19 protein-coding genes and 1 pseudogene are annotated in these 19,715 nt (G+C 63.6%); 16 read left to right on the forward strand and 4 right to left on the reverse strand.

The features are described 5' to 3' along the window. Genes LRX75_RS20400 through atzF form a run of 4 tightly spaced genes read left to right on the forward strand, consistent with a single transcriptional unit; the run spans position 1 to position 4,376 of the window. Positions 1-1,551: an ABC transporter ATP-binding protein gene (locus LRX75_RS20400; RefSeq protein WP_231816484.1), complete on the forward strand. Its 1,551-nt coding sequence runs from the start codon at positions 1-3 to the stop codon at positions 1,549-1,551. Then, on the forward strand, positions 1,551-2,219 hold the full coding sequence (locus LRX75_RS20405; RefSeq protein WP_231816485.1) for a cysteine hydrolase family protein: 669 nt from the start codon (positions 1,551-1,553) through the stop codon (positions 2,217-2,219). The genes LRX75_RS20400 and LRX75_RS20405 overlap by 1 nt, the downstream gene beginning before the upstream one ends. Further along, positions 2,212-2,565 carry a cupin domain-containing protein gene (locus LRX75_RS20410; protein WP_231816486.1) on the forward strand — a complete coding sequence of 118 codons (354 nt, stop codon included), beginning with the start codon at positions 2,212-2,214 and terminating at the stop codon, positions 2,563-2,565. Before LRX75_RS20405 ends, LRX75_RS20410 begins: the two co-directional genes overlap by 8 nt. Beyond that, complete coding sequence (gene atzF / locus LRX75_RS20415) at positions 2,562-4,376, forward strand: allophanate hydrolase (RefSeq protein WP_420851241.1); 1,815 nt, start codon at positions 2,562-2,564, stop codon at positions 4,374-4,376. The genes LRX75_RS20410 and atzF overlap by 4 nt, the downstream gene beginning before the upstream one ends. Here atzF and LRX75_RS20420 read toward each other — a convergent pair. The 4 genes from LRX75_RS20420 to LRX75_RS20435 form a co-directional block, all read right to left on the reverse strand. Beyond that, positions 4,358-4,930, reverse strand: coding sequence for a hypothetical protein (locus LRX75_RS20420; RefSeq protein WP_231816487.1), 573 nt, complete (start codon positions 4,928-4,930; stop codon positions 4,358-4,360). The two genes, atzF and LRX75_RS20420, sit on opposite strands and share 19 nt — an antisense overlap. 231 nt (positions 4,931-5,161) lie before the next feature. Then, positions 5,162-6,451 (reverse strand): type II toxin-antitoxin system HipA family toxin, encoded by a 1,290-nt coding sequence (locus LRX75_RS20425; RefSeq protein WP_231816488.1) that lies wholly within the window; start codon positions 6,449-6,451, stop codon positions 5,162-5,164. Further along, positions 6,448-6,678 (reverse strand): helix-turn-helix transcriptional regulator, encoded by a 231-nt coding sequence (locus tag LRX75_RS20430; RefSeq protein WP_231816489.1) that lies wholly within the window; start codon positions 6,676-6,678, stop codon positions 6,448-6,450. Before LRX75_RS20430 ends, LRX75_RS20425 begins: the two co-directional genes overlap by 4 nt. A 246-nt stretch (positions 6,679-6,924) precedes the next feature. Continuing rightward, on the reverse strand, positions 6,925-8,100 hold the full coding sequence (locus LRX75_RS20435) for an ROK family transcriptional regulator (protein ID WP_420851242.1): 1,176 nt from the start codon (positions 8,098-8,100) through the stop codon (positions 6,925-6,927). 178 nt (positions 8,101-8,278) lie between these two features. On the opposite strand from LRX75_RS20435, the gene LRX75_RS20440 reads away from it, so the two are divergent. The 12 genes and pseudogenes from LRX75_RS20440 to LRX75_RS20495 all read left to right on the forward strand — a co-directional run. Then, entirely contained in the window at positions 8,279-9,508 is a 1,230-nt protein-coding gene (locus tag LRX75_RS20440; protein WP_231816490.1) for an extracellular solute-binding protein, read from the forward strand. A gap of 94 nt (positions 9,509-9,602) precedes the next feature. Then, positions 9,603-10,700 carry an ABC transporter ATP-binding protein gene (locus LRX75_RS20445; protein ID WP_231816491.1) on the forward strand — a complete coding sequence of 366 codons (1,098 nt, stop codon included), beginning with the start codon at positions 9,603-9,605 and terminating at the stop codon, positions 10,698-10,700. Continuing rightward, positions 10,700-11,557, forward strand: coding sequence for an ABC transporter permease (locus LRX75_RS20450; protein WP_231816492.1), 858 nt, complete (start codon positions 10,700-10,702; stop codon positions 11,555-11,557). The genes LRX75_RS20445 and LRX75_RS20450 overlap by 1 nt, the downstream gene beginning before the upstream one ends. After that, a complete protein-coding gene (locus LRX75_RS20455) occupies positions 11,554-12,420 on the forward strand; it encodes an ABC transporter permease (protein WP_231816493.1) in 867 nt (288 codons plus the stop codon). The genes LRX75_RS20450 and LRX75_RS20455 overlap by 4 nt, the downstream gene beginning before the upstream one ends. 38 nt (positions 12,421-12,458) lie before the next feature. Beyond that, positions 12,459-13,343, forward strand: coding sequence for a glycerophosphodiester phosphodiesterase family protein (locus LRX75_RS20460; protein WP_231816494.1), 885 nt, complete (start codon positions 12,459-12,461; stop codon positions 13,341-13,343). Continuing rightward, complete coding sequence (locus tag LRX75_RS20465) at positions 13,340-14,116, forward strand: inositol monophosphatase family protein (RefSeq protein ID WP_231816495.1); 777 nt, start codon at positions 13,340-13,342, stop codon at positions 14,114-14,116. The genes LRX75_RS20460 and LRX75_RS20465 overlap by 4 nt, the downstream gene beginning before the upstream one ends. Before the next feature lie 590 nt (positions 14,117-14,706). After that, positions 14,707-15,105 carry a chemotaxis protein CheW gene (locus LRX75_RS20470; protein ID WP_420851243.1) on the forward strand — a complete coding sequence of 133 codons (399 nt, stop codon included), beginning with the start codon at positions 14,707-14,709 and terminating at the stop codon, positions 15,103-15,105. Positions 15,106-15,181: 76 nt separating this feature from the next. Next, positions 15,182-16,903 carry a methyl-accepting chemotaxis protein gene (locus LRX75_RS20475; RefSeq protein WP_231816497.1) on the forward strand — a complete coding sequence of 574 codons (1,722 nt, stop codon included), beginning with the start codon at positions 15,182-15,184 and terminating at the stop codon, positions 16,901-16,903. 1 nt (position 16,904) lies between these two features. Further along, on the forward strand, positions 16,905-17,399 hold the full coding sequence (locus LRX75_RS20480) for a chemotaxis protein CheW (protein ID WP_231816498.1): 495 nt from the start codon (positions 16,905-16,907) through the stop codon (positions 17,397-17,399). A 136-nt stretch (positions 17,400-17,535) separates the two neighbouring features. Further along, entirely contained in the window at positions 17,536-18,963 is a 1,428-nt protein-coding gene (locus LRX75_RS20485; protein ID WP_231816499.1) for a phosphohexomutase domain-containing protein, read from the forward strand. Between the two features lie 177 nt (positions 18,964-19,140). Next, a pseudogene (locus tag LRX75_RS20490) lies at positions 19,141-19,458 on the forward strand (IS630 transposase-related protein); the annotation flags it as partial. A 50-nt stretch (positions 19,459-19,508) separates the two neighbouring features. Then, positions 19,509-19,715, forward strand: a 207-nt coding sequence (locus tag LRX75_RS20495) for a transposase (RefSeq protein ID WP_231816500.1), incomplete at its 3' end; no start/stop codon positions are given.

The following is a 19,715-nucleotide window of genomic DNA, read 5'->3' on the forward strand; positions in this document are numbered from 1 at the left end:
ATGCCAGTCGTTCGCGATACCCCGCTGCCGGAGCCCGGAACGGCGGCCGGCATAGAGACCATCGGCATGACCATGCGCTTCGGTGGCTTCACGGCGCTGGACGATGTGTCGATCCGCGTGCCCGCCGGCTCCTTCCACGCGCTGCTCGGCGAAAACGGCGCGGGCAAATCGACGCTCGTCAAATGCATCATGGGCTTCTACCACGCGACTGCGGGGTCTCTGGTGGTCGATGGCCGCGAGGTTTCCGTCGCCTCGCCGCGGGATGCCGCCACCTTCGGGCTCGGCATGGTCTACCAGCATTTCACCCTCGTGCCCTCGCTGACGGGTGCGGAAAATCTCGTGATCAGCCGCGCCGACGTCCCGGCCGTGATCGACTGGGGACGGGAGCGCAAGGACCTCGCGCGCTTCATGGAGCGCATGCCGTTCCGCATCCCGCTCGACCGGCCGGTGCGCGAGCTCGCCGCCGGCGAGAAGCAGAAGCTCGAGATCGTCAAGCAGCTCTATCTGGGCCGTTCCTTCCTGATCCTCGACGAGCCGACCTCGGTGCTGACACCGGCGGAGGCCGACGAAATGCTGGGTCTCGTGCGCGGCCTGACGGACAGCGGCGGGCTGACCGTGCTGATGATCTCCCACAAGTTCCACGAGATCACCAAGTTCGCGGATGCCGTCTCGATCCTGCGGCGGGGCAAGCTGGTGGGCGCCGGTAGCATCGGCGAACTCTCGACCGCCGACATGGCGGCCCTCATGATCGGCGACGTGAAGCTTGCTGAACTCGACAGCCGCGCGCCGGTGACGGACACGGCGCAGACGGTGCTCCGCCTCTCCGGGGTCACGGCGCCGGACCGCTCCGGGCTGAAGACCATCGAGATCAACGACCTGCGCGTGCGTGCCGGCGAGATCGTCGGCATTGCCGGCATTTCGGGCAACGGGCAGAAGGAGGTGACGGAGATCCTCGCCGGCCAGCGCCCGCCCCTCTCCGGCAGCATCGAGGTCAATGGCGCGGCCTATGGCGCGACGCGGGCCGAAACGCGGAAGAACAACGTCCGCTTCATCCCGGAAGAGCCGTTGCAGAACGCCTGCGCGCCGCGCATGACGGTGAGCGAAAACCTCGCCTTCCGGACCTTCGACCTGAAGCCGGACGGCGGGCAGGCGATCTGGCTTTCCAGGGCGGGCATGAAGACGCGCGCACGCGCCCTCATTTCCGACTTCAAGGTGAAGACGGCATCCGCGTCGTCGCCGATCGCCGCGCTTTCCGGCGGCAATGTGCAGCGCGCCGTGCTCGCGCGGGAGCTGACCGGCGACGTCGATCTGCTGATCGTGTCGAACCCCTGTTTCGGGCTCGACTTCTCGGCGGTCGCCGAAATCCGTGCCCGCATCATGAAGGCGCGCAATGCCGGCACGGCCGTGCTGCTGCTGTCGGAAGATCTGGACGAGCTTCTCGAACTGTCGGACCGCATCGTCGTCATCTCCGAAGGACGGCTGGTCTACGAAACGGCGGCGCGCGGCGCCGATATCGGCGTGATCGGGGCACATATGGCGGGGCATCACTGATGGCGGAGATCACGGCAGACCCTTTCGCCTTCCCGGCGCGCACGGGCGAGATGGCGCTCATCGTCATCGACATGCAGCGCGATTTCGCAGAACCCGGCGGCTTCGGTGCCAGCCTCGGCAACGACGTCTCCCGCATCGGCCGGATCGTGCCCGACGTGCAGCGGCTGATCGCGGGATTTCGGACCGCAGGCCTGCCCGTCATCCACACGATGGAATGCCACAGGCCCGACCTCTCCGACCTGCCGCCCGCCAAACGCGACCGCGGCAACCCGGCGCTGCGCATCGGCGACGAAGGCCCGATGGGGCGCGTGCTGATCGCGGGCGAACCGGGCACGGACATTCTGGCGGAGGTCGCGCCGATCGCCGGCGAGATCGTGATCGAGAAACCCGGCAAGGGCGCCTTCTACGCCACCCCGCTCGGCGCGATTCTGAAGGAGAAAGGCATCACCCAGCTCGTCTTCGCCGGCGTCACCACGGAGGTCTGCGTGCAGACGACCATGCGCGAGGCCAATGATCGCGGCTATGAATGCCTGCTCTGCGAGGAGGCGACCGAAAGCTATTTCCCCGACTTCAAGGCTGCCGCCATCGCCATGATCCGCGCTCAGGGCGCGATCGTCGGCTGGACGGCCCATATCGACGATATTCTGAAAGGACTGTCTGATGCCTGAAACGACCCGCGACTTCTCGACATCTGGCGGCTGGAAGGACCTGCCGTTCGAGGCCTTCCGCACGGGCGTGACGATCCACTGGATCAAGCGCTTCGACGACGATCAGCCGGGCGTGGCGCTGCTGAAATACGCAGCCGGCGCCTCCGTGCCGCGCCACCGCCATGAGGGGCTCGAAACCATCTTCGTTCTCGACGGCGTGCAGTCGGACGAGACGGGCGATTATGCGCAAGGGAGCTATGTGGTGAACGCGGTGGGAACCGAACATTCGGTCTGGAGCAAACCCGGATGCGTGGTGCTGATCCAGTGGGACCGACCCGTGACGATCCTTAAGGAGGACAGGACATGACCGGTATGTCCGCACCCGATCTCCCGGCGTTCGACATCGCCTCGCTGTCGGATTTCTATCGCAACGGCGGCAGCGTCGCCGATATCGTCGAGCGGGTCTTTGCCCGCATCGCGCAGGTGAACGATCCCGGCATCTTCCTGCATCTCGCCGACCGGCAGGCGGTGCTGGCAGAGGCAAGCCGGCTTGGCGCCTATGATTCCGCAAGGCCGCTTTTCGGCATTCCCTTCGCGGTGAAGGACAATATCGACGTCGCCGGCATGCCCACCACGGCCGCCTGCCCGGATTACGCCTATCTGCCCGAGCACGACGCGGAGGTCGTCCGCCTCCTGAGGGAGGCCGGCGCGCTGGTGATCGGCAAGACCAATCTCGACCAGTTCGCAACCGGTCTCGTCGGCGTCCGCTCGCCCTATCCGATCCCGAAGAACGCCATCGACCCCTCGCTCGTGCCGGGCGGCTCCTCCTCCGGCTCGGCGGTCGCCACGGCGCAGGGCATCGTCTCCTTCGCGCTCGGCACGGACACGGCCGGCTCCGGCCGCATTCCCGCCGGGCTCAACAATATCGTCGGGCTGAAGCCGAGCCTCGGCGCGCTCTCTACCACGGGCGTCATTCCCGCCTGCCGAACGCTCGATTGCGTCTCCATCTTCGCGCTGACGGTCGAGGATGCCTGGACCGTGTTCTCCGTCGCGGCCCTACCGGACCCTGCGGACGCCTATTCCCGCGCGCTGCCGGCCGGCGCGCGCATCGCCCCGCCCGTTCTGACCATCGGCGTGCCCGCCCCGGCCGACCGCGCCTTCTTCGGCGATACGGCGATGGAAGCGGCCTACGGGCAGGCGCTCGACACGCTTAAACGGCTCGGCCACCGCCTGGTGGAGATCCCGTTTGCACCCTTCTACGACGTGGCCAACCTGCTGTACGAAGGCGCCTGGGTGGCGGAGCGCTATGCTGCGGTGAAGAGCTTCTTCGACACGCGGGAAAGCGCGTTCCATCCGGTCACGCGCAAGATCTATGGCGGCGCGAAGGCGCTGTCGGCAGCCGACGCCTTCAACGGCCTCTATGCGCTGCAGGCGCTGAAGAAGCGGCTCGCGCCGGTCATCGCCTCGGTCGATCTCTTCTGCGTGCCGACGGCCCCGCGCCACTATACGCTGGCCGAGCTCGAAGCCGAGCCGATCCGCGAGAATTCGCGGCTCGGCACCTATACCAACTTCGTCAACCTGCTCGACCTCTGCGGCATCGCGGTGCCGACCGCCACGCGGCCGGACGGCCTGCCCGCCAGCGTCACCCTGCTGGCCCCCGCCGGCAAGGATGGCCTCGTCGCAACGCTCGGGCAAACGCTTCACGCCGCAAGCGGCCTGACGCTCGGCGCCACTGGCTGGCCGCAGCCCGCAACTGTGGCGCCTGAACCGGACACGTCCGGGGACGGCCTGATCGACCTCGTCGTGGTCGGCGCGCATCTCTCCGGCATGCCGCTCAACCACCAGCTCGTCGCGCTCGACGGGCAATTCTCCCGCGCCGCCCGCACCACCGCCGACTACCGGCTCTATGCCCTTGCCGGCACGGTTCCGCCAAAGCCGGGCATGATCCGGGTTGCGGATGGAGAAGGAACGCATATCGAGGTCGAGATCTGGCGACTGACACCGTCGGCCTTCGGCCGCTTCGTCGCCGCCATTCCCGCGCCGCTCGGCATCGGCACGATTGCCCTTTCCGATGGCACGTCGGCCAAGGGCTTTCTTTGCGAGCCGGTCGCGATCGCGGCCGGCGCTGCGGATATCAGCGCCTTTGGGGGATGGCGCGCTTATTGCGCGAAGGCGTGACATTCCCTGCGGAGCCCACCATTTGAGCCCAAGGATGTTGATTTCCCATCGGTTTTCCCTTGATGAGCCTCACCGGAATTCCGGCTCGATAGACGTGGGACATTACTGCGGGCCCCGTAGGCTTTGTGGCGCTCGAAACCCGCATCGATGGTGCGCTTGGATTGGGCGGCTTTCGTGGAGTTCTGCGCCATCTTGGAATCAGACCAGCCAAAGATCGCCATCAACTGATATTCGGTAGCATCTGCCTCGGCGAAGGTCGTCGCAGACGTCTTTTCTGAGGCCGTGCGCCGAGCATTTCGGCAAATCCGTGTGGTTGCGTCACTGGGGTAGTTTGTTTCAGAAGCCATTGCCGGCGAACGCCTTGCCCTATTCGTTGATAAGGAATGTCGGCTGATCATGCGTGACTTGATCCAGGGCCTCGCGAGCTCGCTTTTAAGCGGCAGGCTAATCGACGGCGCATATTTTTCCGATCCCTTCTGCGACATGAATTCGATGCGGTCTCCGACCAGGTTTCGCCAGCCGAGCTTGACGAGGTCTGAGCGTCTGATGGCCAAATTCCTCTGTTTCACGCCGGATGGTGAGGGCCTTGTAGACTGCAAAATCCACGTCGATAGTAGCCATCATGATCTCCTTTCCTCGCTTCAAGGAAAAACAGTGGTTTCAAGAGAAAAATGAACGCTCCTCTTTGCCTCATTGCTCTGCAGCGATGTCTGGTTTCAACAGGTTTCACCGCTACCCGGTCGCGCGCGCTGCGAGCGGGGCTACAATTCGATATTTGGATAATATCAGCGGAGGTGCTTGGCGCTGTTGAGTTCCATGCTCAGGGCCACGCGTTTGGCGCGGTCTGCGATCAGAGCCGCTACGTGATTTAACGTCAAGGAATCCGCGGCAAGTGGGGACATGTTTTCTGATAAACGGGGAATCGCGTCCCCTGTGGCATCGGTTAGTTCTCTCACGCGACGGCGTACTAAAAATAAGCCGACACCTGTCTCCTTCGAGAAGGCTTGCCAACCATCAGCGTCCATATCGGCAAGCGTTGCTCGCTGGCCGATCCGCATAGCCATTTTCGGTGAAAGATCTGGATAGGTCACCGTGGAAAGCAGGTCGTACAACGGAGCCATTCTCGGCCCCTGGTCGTCATATAGAATGGAGAAGTTTTTTCCGTGGGCGTCTGCGTTTCCGACAATGAGGTTGAAAATCACAGCATCTAAGAGCTTGGCGATGTCCGTGCTCGGCCGCTCAGAGACCCGACGCAACAGCTCGAAGCAATCCTTGAAGGTCGGCCCGCCCTCGCTGGCATACTTCGTTTCGGGTGGTACACCAAGTGCTTGGCAGAAGTCCTCCTGGTGAATGCGGCGAACCAGACCTTCGGCATCGCGATAACGATCATAACGCTCAACCAAAAGGAATGGACGCCCAGTTGCCGATCTGGGTTCGACAGGCGCAACATCCAGGCCGATCGCTGCTGCGAGCCTCATCACGAAGGCTTCATTCTCGGTTGTTCCTGGAAAGCGCGCGATTGGCGGCTTGAGAATATGCGTTGTTGCCTGTCCCGGCACTGGAAGCGCGAGTTGGCCGTCTATCAGAATAAGCGGTACCTTGGATTGCGCGCCAGCGAGCGAAAGCCTCAGGCCTCCTTGGCCGGCCAATAACGGCCGTGTCGGAAGTGCGTCCAGTATCCGAACAATCCCGGCATCGTCCAGCGATGCCGGTTGCTGGCCCGTGATCGACCCTTCTTCTGTCGGCTCCTCATCTTCCGGCAAAAGCTGGAGCGCGCCAGCCACGTCCCCGCCCAAGCGATCGAGAAGTGCGAAGTCGTTCGCAGGTGAGACTCCCAGTGCCTGCGCCGCGACCAGACGCTGGCTTTCCTCGGGCAATAGACCACCGAAGAATGGTCGGCATTCACGACGGGAGAAGCGCTCCCGTCGCTTTGGAAGGGAGGCGGAAAGCGGAAGCGCCTTTTCATCCTCAAGCCAAGCTTCGGTGTAAGCAAAGCCAATGTCGCTATGTCTATCTTGGGTGAATTGCCCAACGAAGCGACCATCCCACCACACATTGAGAACCCTTACCGTCACTTTCGACGTTCCCCAGGGGCCAAAATGTCAATCGAACAACCAAGTGTTTGAAGAACCTGCAAGACTTTTCCAATCTGTGCTGTCGGCTTGCCTGCTTCGAGATCGACAATGAACCGGAGGCCGACACCCGAAACGCCGGCAAGCTCGTCCTGCCGCAAGTTTTGCTCCTTGCGTGCGCTGCGGACTAGGGCGCCGATGTCGGCTGGAGTTTTAACTTGTTGAGCCATATTTATTTCCCGATCGGGAAAATAGCAGCTGATCCACGGTATTGTCGAGTTAAATTTACCGATCGGGAATTTTAAGAAATTCGTCTCTCATATTGATGACCATTTTCCCGACCGGGAATATTATCGTGCGCCGAGATCGAGGGCGAGCGAGGAGCGGCAATACCTTCACCCTTGGCAAGTTCCCCACGGCTCCTGATGATCACTTTCTAGCTCGGATCTCGGCGGGCTCTTCGGGAACAGGAGAGATCAACTAAAATACCGCATCTTCAACGGCAGGAGCGCCGCCCCTATGGCGGCGGCGTCGCCGAGCGTCTCGCTAAGCACAAGGCGCGCCTCCTTCGGCCCGACGCCATAGCGGTGCACCCGCTGCGAGGGAAGGTGCACCCGTTTGATCATCATCCGTCCAAGCTCCGGCGGCAGCTGCCCGCCGAAGACGATGGCCTGCGGGTCGAGAACGGCGATGAGGGTGGCCACCAGCCTGTCCACCTGCGGCATGGTCTCGGCCAGCCAGTCCTCGACGCCGGGCCAGGCGGGGTCGAAATCGCGGCGGAGCGCATCGACGCTGTCGATGGGGATGCCGTTCTCCTGCAGCCGCGCCAGAAGATATTGCAGCGCCGGCCGCCGCTCGGATTCGCCCGGCATGTAGATGCCGCTGAACTCGCCGGCATTGCCGTGAAAGCCGTGGAACGGCCGGCCGTCGAGGATCAGGCCACCGCCGAAGCCGTAATTGAAGGAGAGGAAGGCAAAGGTCCGGCACCAGAGGCCGACGCCGCGCATGCTCTCGCCGATCGCCCCCGTCGTCGCATTGTTCTCCAGCCAGACAGGCAGCCCGAAAACGCGCTCCAGCTCCGGGCGGAGATCGCGGAGCGACCAATCGGCAAGCGGCTCCGGCGCGTTGAAGGCGCGATCCTCCGACACGAAGAACCCCGACATGGAAAAGCCGAGGCCGGCGATCGTGTCCCTGCGAATATGATGATCCCGGAGCAGCGCATCGAGCGTGACCACGATGGCGCGCAGCGTCTCCTGCCGGTCGCGCGGCTGAAGCGCCAGCCGTTGCTCCACGATGAGGTCGCAGGCCAGGTCGCCGATGCAGAGGATGACCGAGTCCGTGTTGACGGAAATGCCGATCGCGCAGGCGCCGTCGCGCGCGAGCTCGATGGTCGGGCTCGGCTGACCGCGCGTGCCGCCGATGGGCGCTCCGGTGCGCAGCAGCCCCCGCGCCACCAGCCCCTCGACCAGCCGGTGGACCGATTGCTGCGTGAGGTTGGTGTGGCTGGTGATCGTCGCGCGCGCCATCGCGCCATGCCGGCGGATGATGTCGAGGATCATGCGCTCGTTGTCGCTGGCAAGCGGCAGCCGCGCGAAGGCGTCCCGCTCCGCCGCCGTTCCGCGCTCACCCGTCCGTGTCCGCTCCGATGTCATGGCTCTGGATATCCCGCCGGACCCCGCGCGGCAACGATATCGCGCCGATGCTCCCACATTTTACAGAACCGTCATAAATATTACACTTAATGTGTAGTAATAAGGCGTCAGCAAATTGCCCATGCCGCAGACGCACATGTGTCTCAGCCACGCATCCACCGGATCCCGAGGAGCCCCCATGTTCAGGACCATTCTTGCCGCCGCCGTTCTCGCCTTGACGGCCACCACCGCGCCGTGCCGCGCGGCCGAGACCAATATGAAGAACCTGACCTTCGACCTTTCGTCGGTCACCCGCGATAATTTCTACGAGGTCGTCGTGCCCGCCGCCAAAGCCGAGGGAACGGTGACGATGTACAATTTCGCCGGCAGCTTCGGCGACACCTGGAAGGAGCTGATCCGCCGCTTCGAGGCGAAATACGGCATCAAGGTCAGCTATTCCGACGTCAAGGGCGACCAGGCGAACCAGCAGCTCATCGCCGTGCAGGCCGCGGGCCAGGATTCGCCCGTCGACGTCTATTTCGCCGGCGGCGGCGGCTATCCGCTGCTCTCCTCCAAGGGCGTCGTCGGCAAGATCGCGCTGACCAGGATCCTGCCCAATATGGAACACTACGATCCGGTGTTGAGCGAGACCATCTTCGGCAAGCCCCATGGCGGCAGCTTCCCGCTCGTCCACCTCAACCAGACGGCCATCGGTTACGACAGCGCGGTCGTGACGCCGGCGGAGGTGCCGAAGAGCTTTGCCGACCTGCTTGCCTGGGCGGAGAAGAACCCCAAGCGCCTCGGCGTCACCTCGCCCGCCAAGGGCGGCTCGGGCAGCGGGTTCCTCTATTCGCTGGCGCTCGACCTTCTGACGGGCGACTGCAAGGCACAGCTGACCGACACGAACCAGACGCGGGATGAGGCCGAGGAATGGGCCATGGGCTCGGAATGCCTCGATCCGGTCTGGGACTATTATCGCCGCCTGCTGGCGGTCGCCGAGCTGACCAACGGCAATGCCGATACGCTCAACCTGATCAACAATCGCCAACTTGCGATCGGCACCGTCTGGGAAGACCAGGTGATGACCTTCCTCGCCACCAAGCAGGTGCCGGAAACGATCCGCCTGACGCTGCTCGAAAAGGGCCAGGTCGGCTCGGGCGACGCGATGTTCGTGCCGGCCAATGCCAGCCATGTGGCCTCGGCCCTCCTTCTGATCGATATGGCCATGAGCAAGGAGTTCCAGCTCTGGAAGCTCGAGACCAAGGCCTCCCGCTCGCCGCGCACCGACGTGACCAGCGATCAGGTGCCGGCGGCGACGCAGGCCCACATGCTGCCCTCGAGCGTCTATCCGCGCCTCAGCGTCACCGCCTTCTGGGACATGGCGACGGCACTCTCCGAAGCGCTGGACGAGAAGGTTCTCAACGAGTAGCCGGCTTTCCCGGCCCCTTGCGCGGTGGCCCCCGCGACCGCCGGGGGCAGGTCCAGAGCCTAAAACGTCTCCTCCGACCCATCGGGAAACAGCCATGACCATGCTTGAGATCACCGATATTACCAAGGATTACGGCGCCAGCCGCGCGCTGCATCCGGTCTCGCTCTCCGTCGCAAAGGGCGAGTTCGTGACCATCCTCGGCCCGTCCGGCTGCGGCAAATCCTCGCTCCTGCGGATCGTCATGGGCATCAGCCAGCAGAGCGGCGGCGAGATCCGTCTGGCCGGCCAGCGCATCGACATGCTGCCGCCCGAACGGCGCGACATCGCCATGGTGTTCCAGTCCTACGCCCTGTTTCCGCACATGACGGTGGAGCAGAACCTGCGCTTCGGCCTGCGCATGAAGAAGGTGGCGAAGGCCGAGCAGCAGCGGCGGATCGCCCATGCGCTCGAGATCTGCACCCTTGCCGGCCTGACGGGCCGCATGCCGCGCCAGCTGTCCGGCGGGCAGCAGCAGCGCGTGGCGCTTGCCCGCGCCATCGTCATGCAGCCGAACCTGCTGCTCTTCGACGAGCCGCTCTCCAACCTCGATGCGAAGCTGCGCGACACGCTGCGCCACGAACTCGTCGCGCTGCACCGGCGCATCGGCGCGACCAGCCTTTATGTCACCCACGACCAAGCCGAGGCGATGGCTATGTCGGACCGGATCGTGGTGATGAATGCCGGTCGCGTGGTCGAGATCGGCACGCCGCTGGAGCTCTACCGCGCGCCGAAACAGGCCTTCACGGCCGGCTTCCTCGGCCAGACCAATCTTCTCGCCATCACCGCCTCGGGCCGGACGGGGCAGCTGCCCTGGGGCCAGCCGGTCGATCTCGCCACGGAAACCTCAGGGCCGGCCCAGGTGTCCGTGCGGCCGGAGAGCATCGGCATCCGTGCCTGCGATCAGGCCTCGGGCGCGCCGGCGACGGTGGCCGGCGTCTCCTTCATGGGCGCAAGCGCGCTCTACACGGTCGCCGTCGGCGATACGGTCCTGAAGGTCAGTCAGGCCGGCGGCGATGCGCTGATCGAGCCCGGCCGCACCGTGGCGCTGACCTTCCCCGAACGCCTTCCCGTTCTGGAGGATCGGGGGCGCGAGGACCGGGAGATCGAGGATCAGGGGCGCAAGGATCGCCTGCGCACCCCGGAGGTCGCGTGATGCCCGCACGTCTGCGCGACCGTCGCCTGCTCCTGCCGCTGCTTCTCGCGCCGGGCGTCGGCTATCTCCTCCTGTTCTTCGGCGGCCCGCTCGCCTCCGCCCTCATCGGCAGCCTGCGTGCGGAGGATGGCAGCTTCACGCTCGCCTGGTACGCCCGCATCGTCACGCGTCCCTCCATGCTGCGCGGGCTCGGCACCTCCATCTATTACGGCGTCGCGCCGGTGGTCGTGTCGCTGCTGGTGTCCGTGCCGCTGTCGCTCGCCATCCGCCGGCACTTCGTCGGGCGCAAGCTCTTCAGCGGCCTCTATAAATTGCCGCTCGCGGTGCCCGGCATCATCGTCGGCCTGATGATCATCGTCCTCTTCGAGCGCGGCGGCTTCATCGACCGGGCGGTGGCGCCGCTCGGCTTCGCCCTGCCGAAGCTCGTGCGCGACGACTGGGGCGTCGGCGTCATTCTCGCCAGCGTCTGGAAGCAGATCCCCTTCATGACGCTGATCATCACCAGCGCCTTTGCCGCCATCCCCGAGGATATCCGCTTTGCCGGCCGCACGCTCGGGGCGTCGCGCCTTGCCACCTTCTTCCTCGTGGAAGTGCCGCTCGCCATGCCCGGCATCACGGCGGCCGTGCTCCTCACCTTCATCGGCTCCATGGGCTCCTATGCCATTCCCGACATCGTCGGACCGCCGACCGCGCGACCGCTCTCGGTGCTGATGGTCAACGAATTCAACCAGGGCCGGTTTCCCCAGGTCTTCGCCATGGGCATGGTGCTGAGCGCCTTCGCCGTGGCCGTCCTCGTCGCCTATTACGCCCTCACATCGCGCATCGGCGATGCGCATGGACGCGGAGATGCCACATGACCGCCCTTGCCGAAACCACCCCCTCCCACGCCGCCCGCCGCCGCACGTTCACGCGGGAGGATCGCCTTCCCGTCGCGGTCGGCCTCTATGCCTTCCTGTTCCTGGCGATCGCCCTGCCGCTCGGGCTCATGTTCCTCTGGAGCATCGCCGACGGCTGGCCGCCGCCGCATGTGCTGCCGCAGAGCTACACGACCGAGCGCTGGGCCGGCGTGCTCGGCGATGACGGCCTGTTGCGCGCCGCCGTCAACAGCATCGTCATCGCGATCGTCGTCACCGTCGCCACGGCGCTCATCGCGCTGCCGACGGCCTGGGCCATGGCGCGGTTTCCCTTCCGGCTGAAGCGGGCGGTGGAGATCTTCATCCTCGCGCCGATCATCATTCCCGGCATCGTCGTCGCCGTCGGCATCGGCCAGGTGTTTTTGGCGCTCGGGCTGGCCTATTCGGTCGCCGGCGTCATCCTCGTCCAGATCGTCGGCACCCTGCCGCTGATGATCCGGCTGATGACGGCGGCGCTGGAGACCATTCCCGACGATCTCCTCCACGCCGCCCGATCGCTCGGCGCCGGCACGGCCGATATCGTCCGGCATATCGTGCTGCCGCTCGCCGTTCCCGGGCTCCTGGCCGGCGGGCTCATGTCCTTCGTCGGCAGCTTCGAGGAGTTCGACAAGTCGTTCATCGTCGGGGCTCCCGTCGTCGAGACGCTGCCGATCAAGCTCTATATGTATCTCGACCCTTATTCGATGCAGCTCCCGCTCGCCTCCATCGTCTCCTTCCTCCTGCTCCTGCCTGCCCTCGTCGTCTTCGTCATCGCCGGCCGTGTGCTGCGCGACGACCTGATGGCCGCCGGCATGGGCAAGATCTGATGCCCGCACCTCCTGAAACCAGCCGAAAGCAAGACCCCATGCCCCTCTCCGAAAACCGCCGCCCCGCCCTCCCGTCGTTTTCGCCCGACGTCCTCGCCATGGCCTCGCGCGACAATCCCGCCATCCTCACCATCGCCCATCGCGGCTTCTGGAAGGCCACGGCGGAAAATTCGATCGCCTCCATCGAGGCAGCCATCGCGGCAGGCGTCGACATGGTCGAGATCGACACGCAGTCGACCGCCGACGGGCACCTTGTCGTCATTCACGACACGACGCTCGACCGCACGACGACCGGCACCGGCGTCATCGCCGATCTTCCCTTCGACGTCGTCCGGCGGGCGCGGTTGAAGGCGGGCGCCGGCGGCGCGGACGCGGAAGCGACGCTGGAGCCTGTGCCGACGCTGGAAGACATCCTCGAGGCTGCCCGCGGCCGCATCGCCGTCAACATCGACACCAAGTTCGAACACGACCTGCCGGCCGTCATGGAAACCGTGCTCAGGCTCGGCATCGCGTCCCAGGTTCTCGTCAAGACCGATATCGACATCGACGCCACGAGCTTTCCGCTTCTGGAGGCCGACTGGTTCGGCCGCATTCCGCATATGCCGATGTTCCGCGTGCGCAAGGACCGCTTTGCCGAGGACCTGCGCCGCATCGCCCCTCTCCGTGCACCGATGATCGAGGTGAAGTTCGACGCTCTCGAGGACGTCGCCGCCGCGCGCGACGAACTCGTGCGGCAGAACATCCGCGTCTGGATCAACACGCTGGATGTCTCCCATTGCCTCGACTACAACGACAGTTGGGCGCTGATCGATCCGCAGGCGGTCTGGACCCGGCTGCGGGAGGCCGGCGTCGGCGCCATCCAGACCGACGAGATCGAGGCGTTCCGCGCCTGGACCCTGCGCAACGACGGAGATGCGGCATGACGCACACGCAAGACCGCCAGGGCAAGGCAACGGGTATCGTTGAGGAGGCCATGCACCAGGCCCTCGCCTTCTTTGCCGCACGCGACGCGATCGCCACGCGGGAGAAGGGCTTTCAGGACTTCGTCTCGGAGGCCGATACCAGCATCGAGGCCCTGATCCGGGAGCGGCTCGATACGGCCTTTCCGGGCGAGACGATCGTCGGTGAGGAACTGGGCGGCGTCGGCGGCGAGGCCTACTGGATCATCGATCCGATCGACGGCACCGCGAACTTCCTGCGCGGCTCGCCGCTCTGGGGCATTTCGCTCGGCCACGTCACCGATGGGCGGCCGGATCTCGGCGTGGTCGCCCTCCCCGTCTTCGGCGAGATCTATGCCGCGGCCGACGGCACCGGCCTTAAACGCAACGGCATGGCGCTTTCCCGCCATGCGCCGCTCGGCGATGTCCGCGTCGTCTCGCTGGGCGACAGCGCGCATGACGACATCGCCGAGATCGGCGCGCTGCACACCGGTCTCCGGCAGGCCGGCTGGGTGGTCGAGGCGCTGCACAGCACCTCGGTCTCGCTGGTCTTTGCCGCCCGCGGCATCTTCGACGGGCACCTGCAGAAGATCACCACCATGTGGGACATCGCCGGCGGCGCGGTCCTTGCCCGTGAAGCCGGCCTTCATGTGCGCATCGGCACCCGTGCGGACAGCGACATCCCCTGGATCGCCGCCGGCACCGGCCCCCTGTTGGACGCCACGGCGGCTCTCTGGCCGGAGATGAGGGAAGGCTGACATGCGGAAGCCAAGGTGACAGGTGCACGGCGACGGCCGTGCGAGGGGAGGACCAGCCCCATCGTGCTGCCGCACTGTCGGGCGAGAAGATGCCGCCAGAAAGGAGTGCGCTTCCAACTAACCTGATGCACCAACGTCGGAGAAGACGCTGAATGGAGTGTCGCCGGATGAACCTGCGTCCGGCGAAAATGATTGAAATCATACGCTTGCGTATTTTCGTTTATTCAACATTAACCGTCCCTGTGCAAACCTCCACCATAGAGATTGGCCCGGTCGCGTGCCGGACCCTGATCCGAATGATACGGATCTCTGCGGTCGACCAATCATTTTTCATCAACGAAGCAAACGTCACGTTTCCTCCCCACTGCGGGCGATGCGTGTGTTCGATCGGCACTGCCTAGCCGCTTGATGCGCAAGCATCCTGCGTTTCGGGAGAACTGACGGACTTTAGAGACGAGTCGATGGCGGATCAGGCACTACCAAAAACGGCTTCTTCGGCCCGCAGCTGCAGACGACAGGTCGCACGCCGCCGGACGAGCCTGCAGCTTTTCAGAAATGGTGTCTCAGGCGCTTGGAACGGGCAGATCGAGATGCCTGTCGTGACCCTCGATCTCGATGGCGAAACCTTCACGATCGAGGCATTGGCAAATCAGCAAATCATCGACCTGATGCCGGAAACGCGCGTCCCTGGCGCTAAGGCCTTTCCCAGCGCGATTATCAACCCCCGCGGCAGGGTCCTCCCGTGGCCCGACATTCGGCTTGCCTTCGGCATGAGGGGCAGCGGAGCAGCCATCGACCGCTGCATCACCGTCGCCCAGGTGAGCACGGAGGGCACGCACGGCCTCGTCGGCATCCGCACGATGCGGTCTACGAACAGTCCACCTGTCTCAACTCAGCCAACCCATTGCCTCCGAGCATCGTCATGCGTTGGCGCTCTGGCCGTATCAACCGTCGCGACAGACGAGATGACGCACCTCGTACACTCCTGAACCACCACGCCATTTTTCTCGGCAGCGTACCCCTCAGAGCTGTCAGTTTAAATACCTTTGAAAAAGGACGTCCATTATGCGTTTTACGATTAAATCGAAACTCGTCGTTGCCTTCACCCTTCTCGTCATTCTCATGGGCGTGTGCATTGGCCTTGGCGTTCGTGGGCTCCAGCAAGTCGCGACCATGCAGGACGCTTTGATCCAGGGTCCTATTCGGCAGGACGATATCGCTAACGATGTGGCGGCGGCGTTCGACGGATTGGGTTTGGCGGAAGGCGATTTGTTGCTGGCATCCAACCCCGAGCGAACCAAGATCGCAATCCAGAACATGGCTGACGAGCGGAAGACGTTCACAGACGCTCTTGAGCTCGGCCACAGTACCAGCCCCCCGGAGTTTAAGGCAAAGTGGGATGAGATCGCGCGGTTCTGGGATGACTATAAGGTCATCAATGATCACTTGCGGGATTTGGTGTTGTCGGGACAGCGCGATGCCGCTCTGGAGATCAACCAGACGCAGGGAACTGTCGCAAGCGATAAGATGGATGGATTGACATCCGACCTATCGGCTTTGACCGAGACAGGCATCCGCGATTCCGACGCTGCGGCCGATGAAGCTTACAACAGCACTTTTGCTTTGCTGATGACTGTGGCTGCCTTGGCGCTTGTGCTCTCGGTTGCGGCGGCTCTGTGGATCGCCGTTTCCATTGGCAGAGGACTCACTCGCGCAAACAGTGCTATCCGTGAAGTCGCCGACGGCGATCTGACGAAGTTCGCAACGATTACCAGCCGCGACGAAATCGGCGAAATGCTCGGCAATGTGAACGTCATGATCGAGCGCCTTCGCGGCGTTGTTGGCGATGCGCTGTCGGCCTCCGACAACGTGTCCTCGGGCAGCCAGGAACTGTCCTCGAGCTCCGAACAGCTGAGCCAGGGCGCGACCGAGCAGGCCTCGTCGGCCGAGGAGGCCTCCGCCTCGATGGAGGAGATGGCGGCCAACATCAAGCAGAACGCCGACAATGCCGCCCAGACCGAGAAGATCGCCCGGCAGTCGTCCAAGGATGCCGAGGCGAGCGGTGCCGCCGTCGCCCGTGCCGTCGTCGCCATGCGCACGATCGCCGAGAAGATCTCCATCGTCCAGGAAATCGCCCGCCAGACCGATCTGCTGGCGCTGAACGCCGCCGTGGAAGCGGCCCGTGCCGGCGAACACGGCAAGGGCTTCGCCGTCGTCGCCTCCGAAGTGCGAAAGCTCGCCGAACGCAGCCAGGCGGCCGCCGCCGAGATCAGCGGCCTCTCGGGCGAGACCGTGCAGGTGGCGACCGAAGCCGGCGACATGCTCGGACGCCTCGTGCCCGACATCCGCAAGACGGCCGAACTGATCGCCGAGATCTCCGCTGCCTGCCGCGAGCAGGACATCGGCGCCTCGCAGATCAACGAGGCGATCCAGCAGCTCGACAAGGTGACGCAGCAGAATGCCGGCGCCTCCGAGCAGATGTCGGCGACGTCCGAAGAGCTGGCCGCCCAGGCCGAGGAGCTCCAGGCCTCCATCGCCTTCTTCCGGGTGGACAATCTCGGCCACAAGCCGGCCCCGGCCCCGGCCGCCGCCGCGCCGCAGCGGGCCGCGCATCCCGCGGCGCATCACACGGCAACCGCCCGCCCGGCGTCCGCCCCGCGCAAACCGGCCGCTCCGGCCCCCCGCCAGAGCGTCTCGGCCCAGCAGGCCCGCGTGAAGGGCTTTGCGCTGGATCTGTCGATGGGCGGCCCCGATGCCGACGACGCCGACTTCAAGCAGAGCGCCTGAGATGGAGCATATGCCGGCGGAGTCCCAGTTCGTCACCTTCAGCCTCGGGGAAGAGCTGTTTGCCGTCCCCGTCACCGTGGTCCGGGAGATCCTGGACCACGAGGACCCGTTCAAGATCCCGCACGGGCCCGACTATCTGATGGGCCTGCGCGACGTGCGCGGCCAGGGCGTGCCGATCATCGACCTGCGCCTGCGGCTGGGCATGACGCCCACCGTGCGCACGCCGCACACCCGCATTCTGGTGCTCGACATCCCCCTGGGCGAGAAGGATCTCGCGCTCGGGCTGGTGGCCGACAAGGTGTTCGAGGTGACGCCGTTCCGGCGCGACAGCATCGAACAGGCGCCCGACATCGGCGTGCGCTGGCGCTCGGACTATATCCGCGGCGTGGTGCGCCGCGACACCGGCTTCGTCGTCATCATCGACCTCGCCCGGTTGTTTTCCGACGGCGGGCCGGCGCTGGCCGCCAGTGCTCTGCCGCAGCGGAGCGTCGCATAAAGGCGACCCAGGCCACATTAGGAACCCAAGACGCGGAGGGAGATTGGAACTCAAGTCGGAAACCTAAAATTGCTCTCGACTCTCGAAGGATAAGTTCGCTAGTTAACGACCCGTTGCTTGTCTTCAGGATCCCAGTATGTCGTTAAAATTTGGAACGAGCGGGCTTCGTGGTCTGTCCGTCGATCTCAATGGCCCCGCGGCCGCTTTATATGCAACAGCTTTTGCACGCTATCTCATTGCCGCCGGCCATGCTCGAAAGGGTGATGTAATACTTGTTGCCCGTGACTTCAGACCATCCAGCACGGCGATCTCCAGCATCATTATTGGCGCACTTATTCGGGCCGGTTTCGAAGTGCGCAATTGCGGCACCGTCCCGACTCCCGCACTGGCACTCTACGCCCTTCACGTGCGATCTGCCGCTCTCATGGTGACTGGGTCTCATATCCCAGCGGATCGAAATGGTATTAAGTTTTATACTCCTGATGGTGAAATTAGAAAAGAAGACGAAGAAGCTATAAGCCGTGAAGCCGACGCGCTTCGGAAGGACGGCAATCTGCTTGACGAGACGCCCGCTGATGCATTCGACATCGAGAGCGATGTACGCGCTCTCTTCGTTGAACGTAATGCGACGCTTTTAGGCCCAAATGCGCTTTCGAAACTTAAAATCGGTGTCTACGAGCACTCTACGGTTGCGCGAGATATATTTACTCATGTATTGAAGCATTATGGCGCCGAAGTCGTTCTTTTGGGGCGATCTGACATTTTCGTCCCTGTTGATACCGAAGCCGTAAGCTTCGAAACTGTGACTGCTTTGCGAGCTTGGGCTTCGGAGCATCAGTTAGATGCGATCATTTCCGCAGATGGGGATGGCGACAGACCATTGGTCAGTGACGAGCTTGGCAATCCCATCCGGGGTGACTTGCTGGGACTCATCACAGCGGAGTTTTTAGGCGCGTCAGTCGCTGTGACCCCTGTAACCTCCAATTCAGGCTTAGAGCGGAGGGGAACCGTTAAGTTTATACGTACCCGAGTTGGCTCGCCTTTCGTTATCTCCGGCATGGAGGCAGAACGCGGAACGGACGTCATTATAGGCTTCGAGGCCAACGGGGGTACATTGACCGTCGACCCCAGCACAGTTAACGGCACCGCGCTCGCACCACTTCCAACCCGAGACAGCCTACTGCCCATCCTTGCCGCACTACAGCTTCGCGCTTCGCGGGAGCAGCCATTCTCGGCGATAGTAAGGAGTTTTTCGCTGCCGGTAGCTTCCAGCAATCGACTGGAAAACTTTTCTTCGGAATCAAGTCTAGCACTCATGACAAAACTCCGAAGCGGTCAGGAGGCACTTACAGAGTTTCTTCTACCAATCGGCATTCCGGTTGAGGTCAGCGATATAGATGGGCTGCGCGTGACGCTGTCAGATGGATCAATTATTCATCTTCGTCCCTCGGGAAACGCTCCAGAGATGCGCTGCTATGTTGAAGCAGACACTGAAGAGAAATGCAGAGCTTTATTGCAGCGCGGACTCGAACTACTTGATGCATGGCGACTCAGCTTGTATTGATCGACTGCCTCTCATGCAGCGCCGTCCGACGGAACGGGCTCAGTTCTTAACCGTGACGGACTCTACCAAAATCTGGAGAAAGTTTAGAGCGTTTTCTCGTTTCTCTGAATCATCTGGGATTCCCAAGTCAACTCTGTTCTGATTCACTGATGCTGGCTGGATGGAGGCCAGCATCACATGACCGCAGCGTTATCGAATGATCTTCGTGAGCGTGTTGTAGCAGCCGTGTCGAACGGCGAGAGTATCCGAACCGTTGCTGCGCGCTTCGAAGTTGCAGCTTCTTCCGTGGTGAAGTGGTCGCAGCGCCATCGCGCGACCGGATCGGTTGATCCCAACCAGATGGGTGGTTACCGCAAGCGCATTCTGGAGCCGCACCGTAACTTCATTGTCGAGCGGCTCGCTCAAAATCCACACCTGACACTGCATGGCTTGAAGGCCGAACTTGCCTCGCGAGGCATAGCCGTCTCCCACAATACGATTTGGAAGTTCATTCGCAGCGTAAGCGCTGTCCTGACCCCACCTTCCGGATCGGCGTTTGATTGACGATGTTCAGCCTCGAAAGAGGGCTTGGATATATGTCGATTTCAGAGCTTACGCTTAAATCCAAGGATGAGCCGGTACGCCGGTTCGAGGTGTTCACTGGCAATGGCCGTCGTCGGGAATGGACCGACGATCAGAAGGCGCAGATCGTTGCGGAGAGCTGCGACCCGGGCGTGACGGTGTGCTCTGTGGCGCGGCGGCATGGGTTGACG

Origin of the sequence: Rhizobium quercicola (assembly GCF_021168455.1) — a bacterium.
In the GTDB taxonomy this organism is placed as follows: domain Bacteria; phylum Pseudomonadota; class Alphaproteobacteria; order Rhizobiales; family Rhizobiaceae; genus Ferranicluibacter; species Ferranicluibacter quercicola.

What these genes read in the sequence shown, in the direction of transcription:
- LRX75_RS20400 (WP_231816484.1), top strand. Translation starts at nt 1, where the DNA reads ATGCCAGTCGTTCGCGATACCCCGCTGCCGGAGCCCGGAACGGCGGCC.
- LRX75_RS20405 (WP_231816485.1), top strand. Translation starts at nt 1,551, where the DNA reads ATGGCGGAGATCACGGCAGACCCTTTCGCCTTCCCGGCGCGCACGGGC.
- LRX75_RS20410 (WP_231816486.1), top strand. Translation starts at nt 2,212, where the DNA reads ATGCCTGAAACGACCCGCGACTTCTCGACATCTGGCGGCTGGAAGGAC.
- atzF (WP_420851241.1), top strand. Translation starts at nt 2,562, where the DNA reads ATGACCGGTATGTCCGCACCCGATCTCCCGGCGTTCGACATCGCCTCG.
- LRX75_RS20430 (WP_231816489.1), bottom strand. Translation starts at nt 6,678, where the DNA reads ATGGCTCAACAAGTTAAAACTCCAGCCGACATCGGCGCCCTAGTCCGC.
- LRX75_RS20435 (WP_420851242.1), bottom strand. Translation starts at nt 8,100, where the DNA reads ATGACATCGGAGCGGACACGGACGGGTGAGCGCGGAACGGCGGCGGAG.
- LRX75_RS20440 (WP_231816490.1), top strand. Translation starts at nt 8,279, where the DNA reads ATGTTCAGGACCATTCTTGCCGCCGCCGTTCTCGCCTTGACGGCCACC.
- LRX75_RS20445 (WP_231816491.1), top strand. Translation starts at nt 9,603, where the DNA reads ATGACCATGCTTGAGATCACCGATATTACCAAGGATTACGGCGCCAGC.
- LRX75_RS20450 (WP_231816492.1), top strand. Translation starts at nt 10,700, where the DNA reads ATGCCCGCACGTCTGCGCGACCGTCGCCTGCTCCTGCCGCTGCTTCTC.
- LRX75_RS20455 (WP_231816493.1), top strand. Translation starts at nt 11,554, where the DNA reads ATGACCGCCCTTGCCGAAACCACCCCCTCCCACGCCGCCCGCCGCCGC.
- LRX75_RS20460 (WP_231816494.1), top strand. Translation starts at nt 12,459, where the DNA reads ATGCCCCTCTCCGAAAACCGCCGCCCCGCCCTCCCGTCGTTTTCGCCC.
- LRX75_RS20465 (WP_231816495.1), top strand. Translation starts at nt 13,340, where the DNA reads ATGACGCACACGCAAGACCGCCAGGGCAAGGCAACGGGTATCGTTGAG.
- LRX75_RS20470 (WP_420851243.1), top strand. Translation starts at nt 14,707, where the DNA reads ATGCCTGTCGTGACCCTCGATCTCGATGGCGAAACCTTCACGATCGAG.
- LRX75_RS20475 (WP_231816497.1), top strand. Translation starts at nt 15,182, where the DNA reads ATGCGTTTTACGATTAAATCGAAACTCGTCGTTGCCTTCACCCTTCTC.
- LRX75_RS20480 (WP_231816498.1), top strand. Translation starts at nt 16,905, where the DNA reads ATGGAGCATATGCCGGCGGAGTCCCAGTTCGTCACCTTCAGCCTCGGG.
- LRX75_RS20485 (WP_231816499.1), top strand. Translation starts at nt 17,536, where the DNA reads ATGTCGTTAAAATTTGGAACGAGCGGGCTTCGTGGTCTGTCCGTCGAT.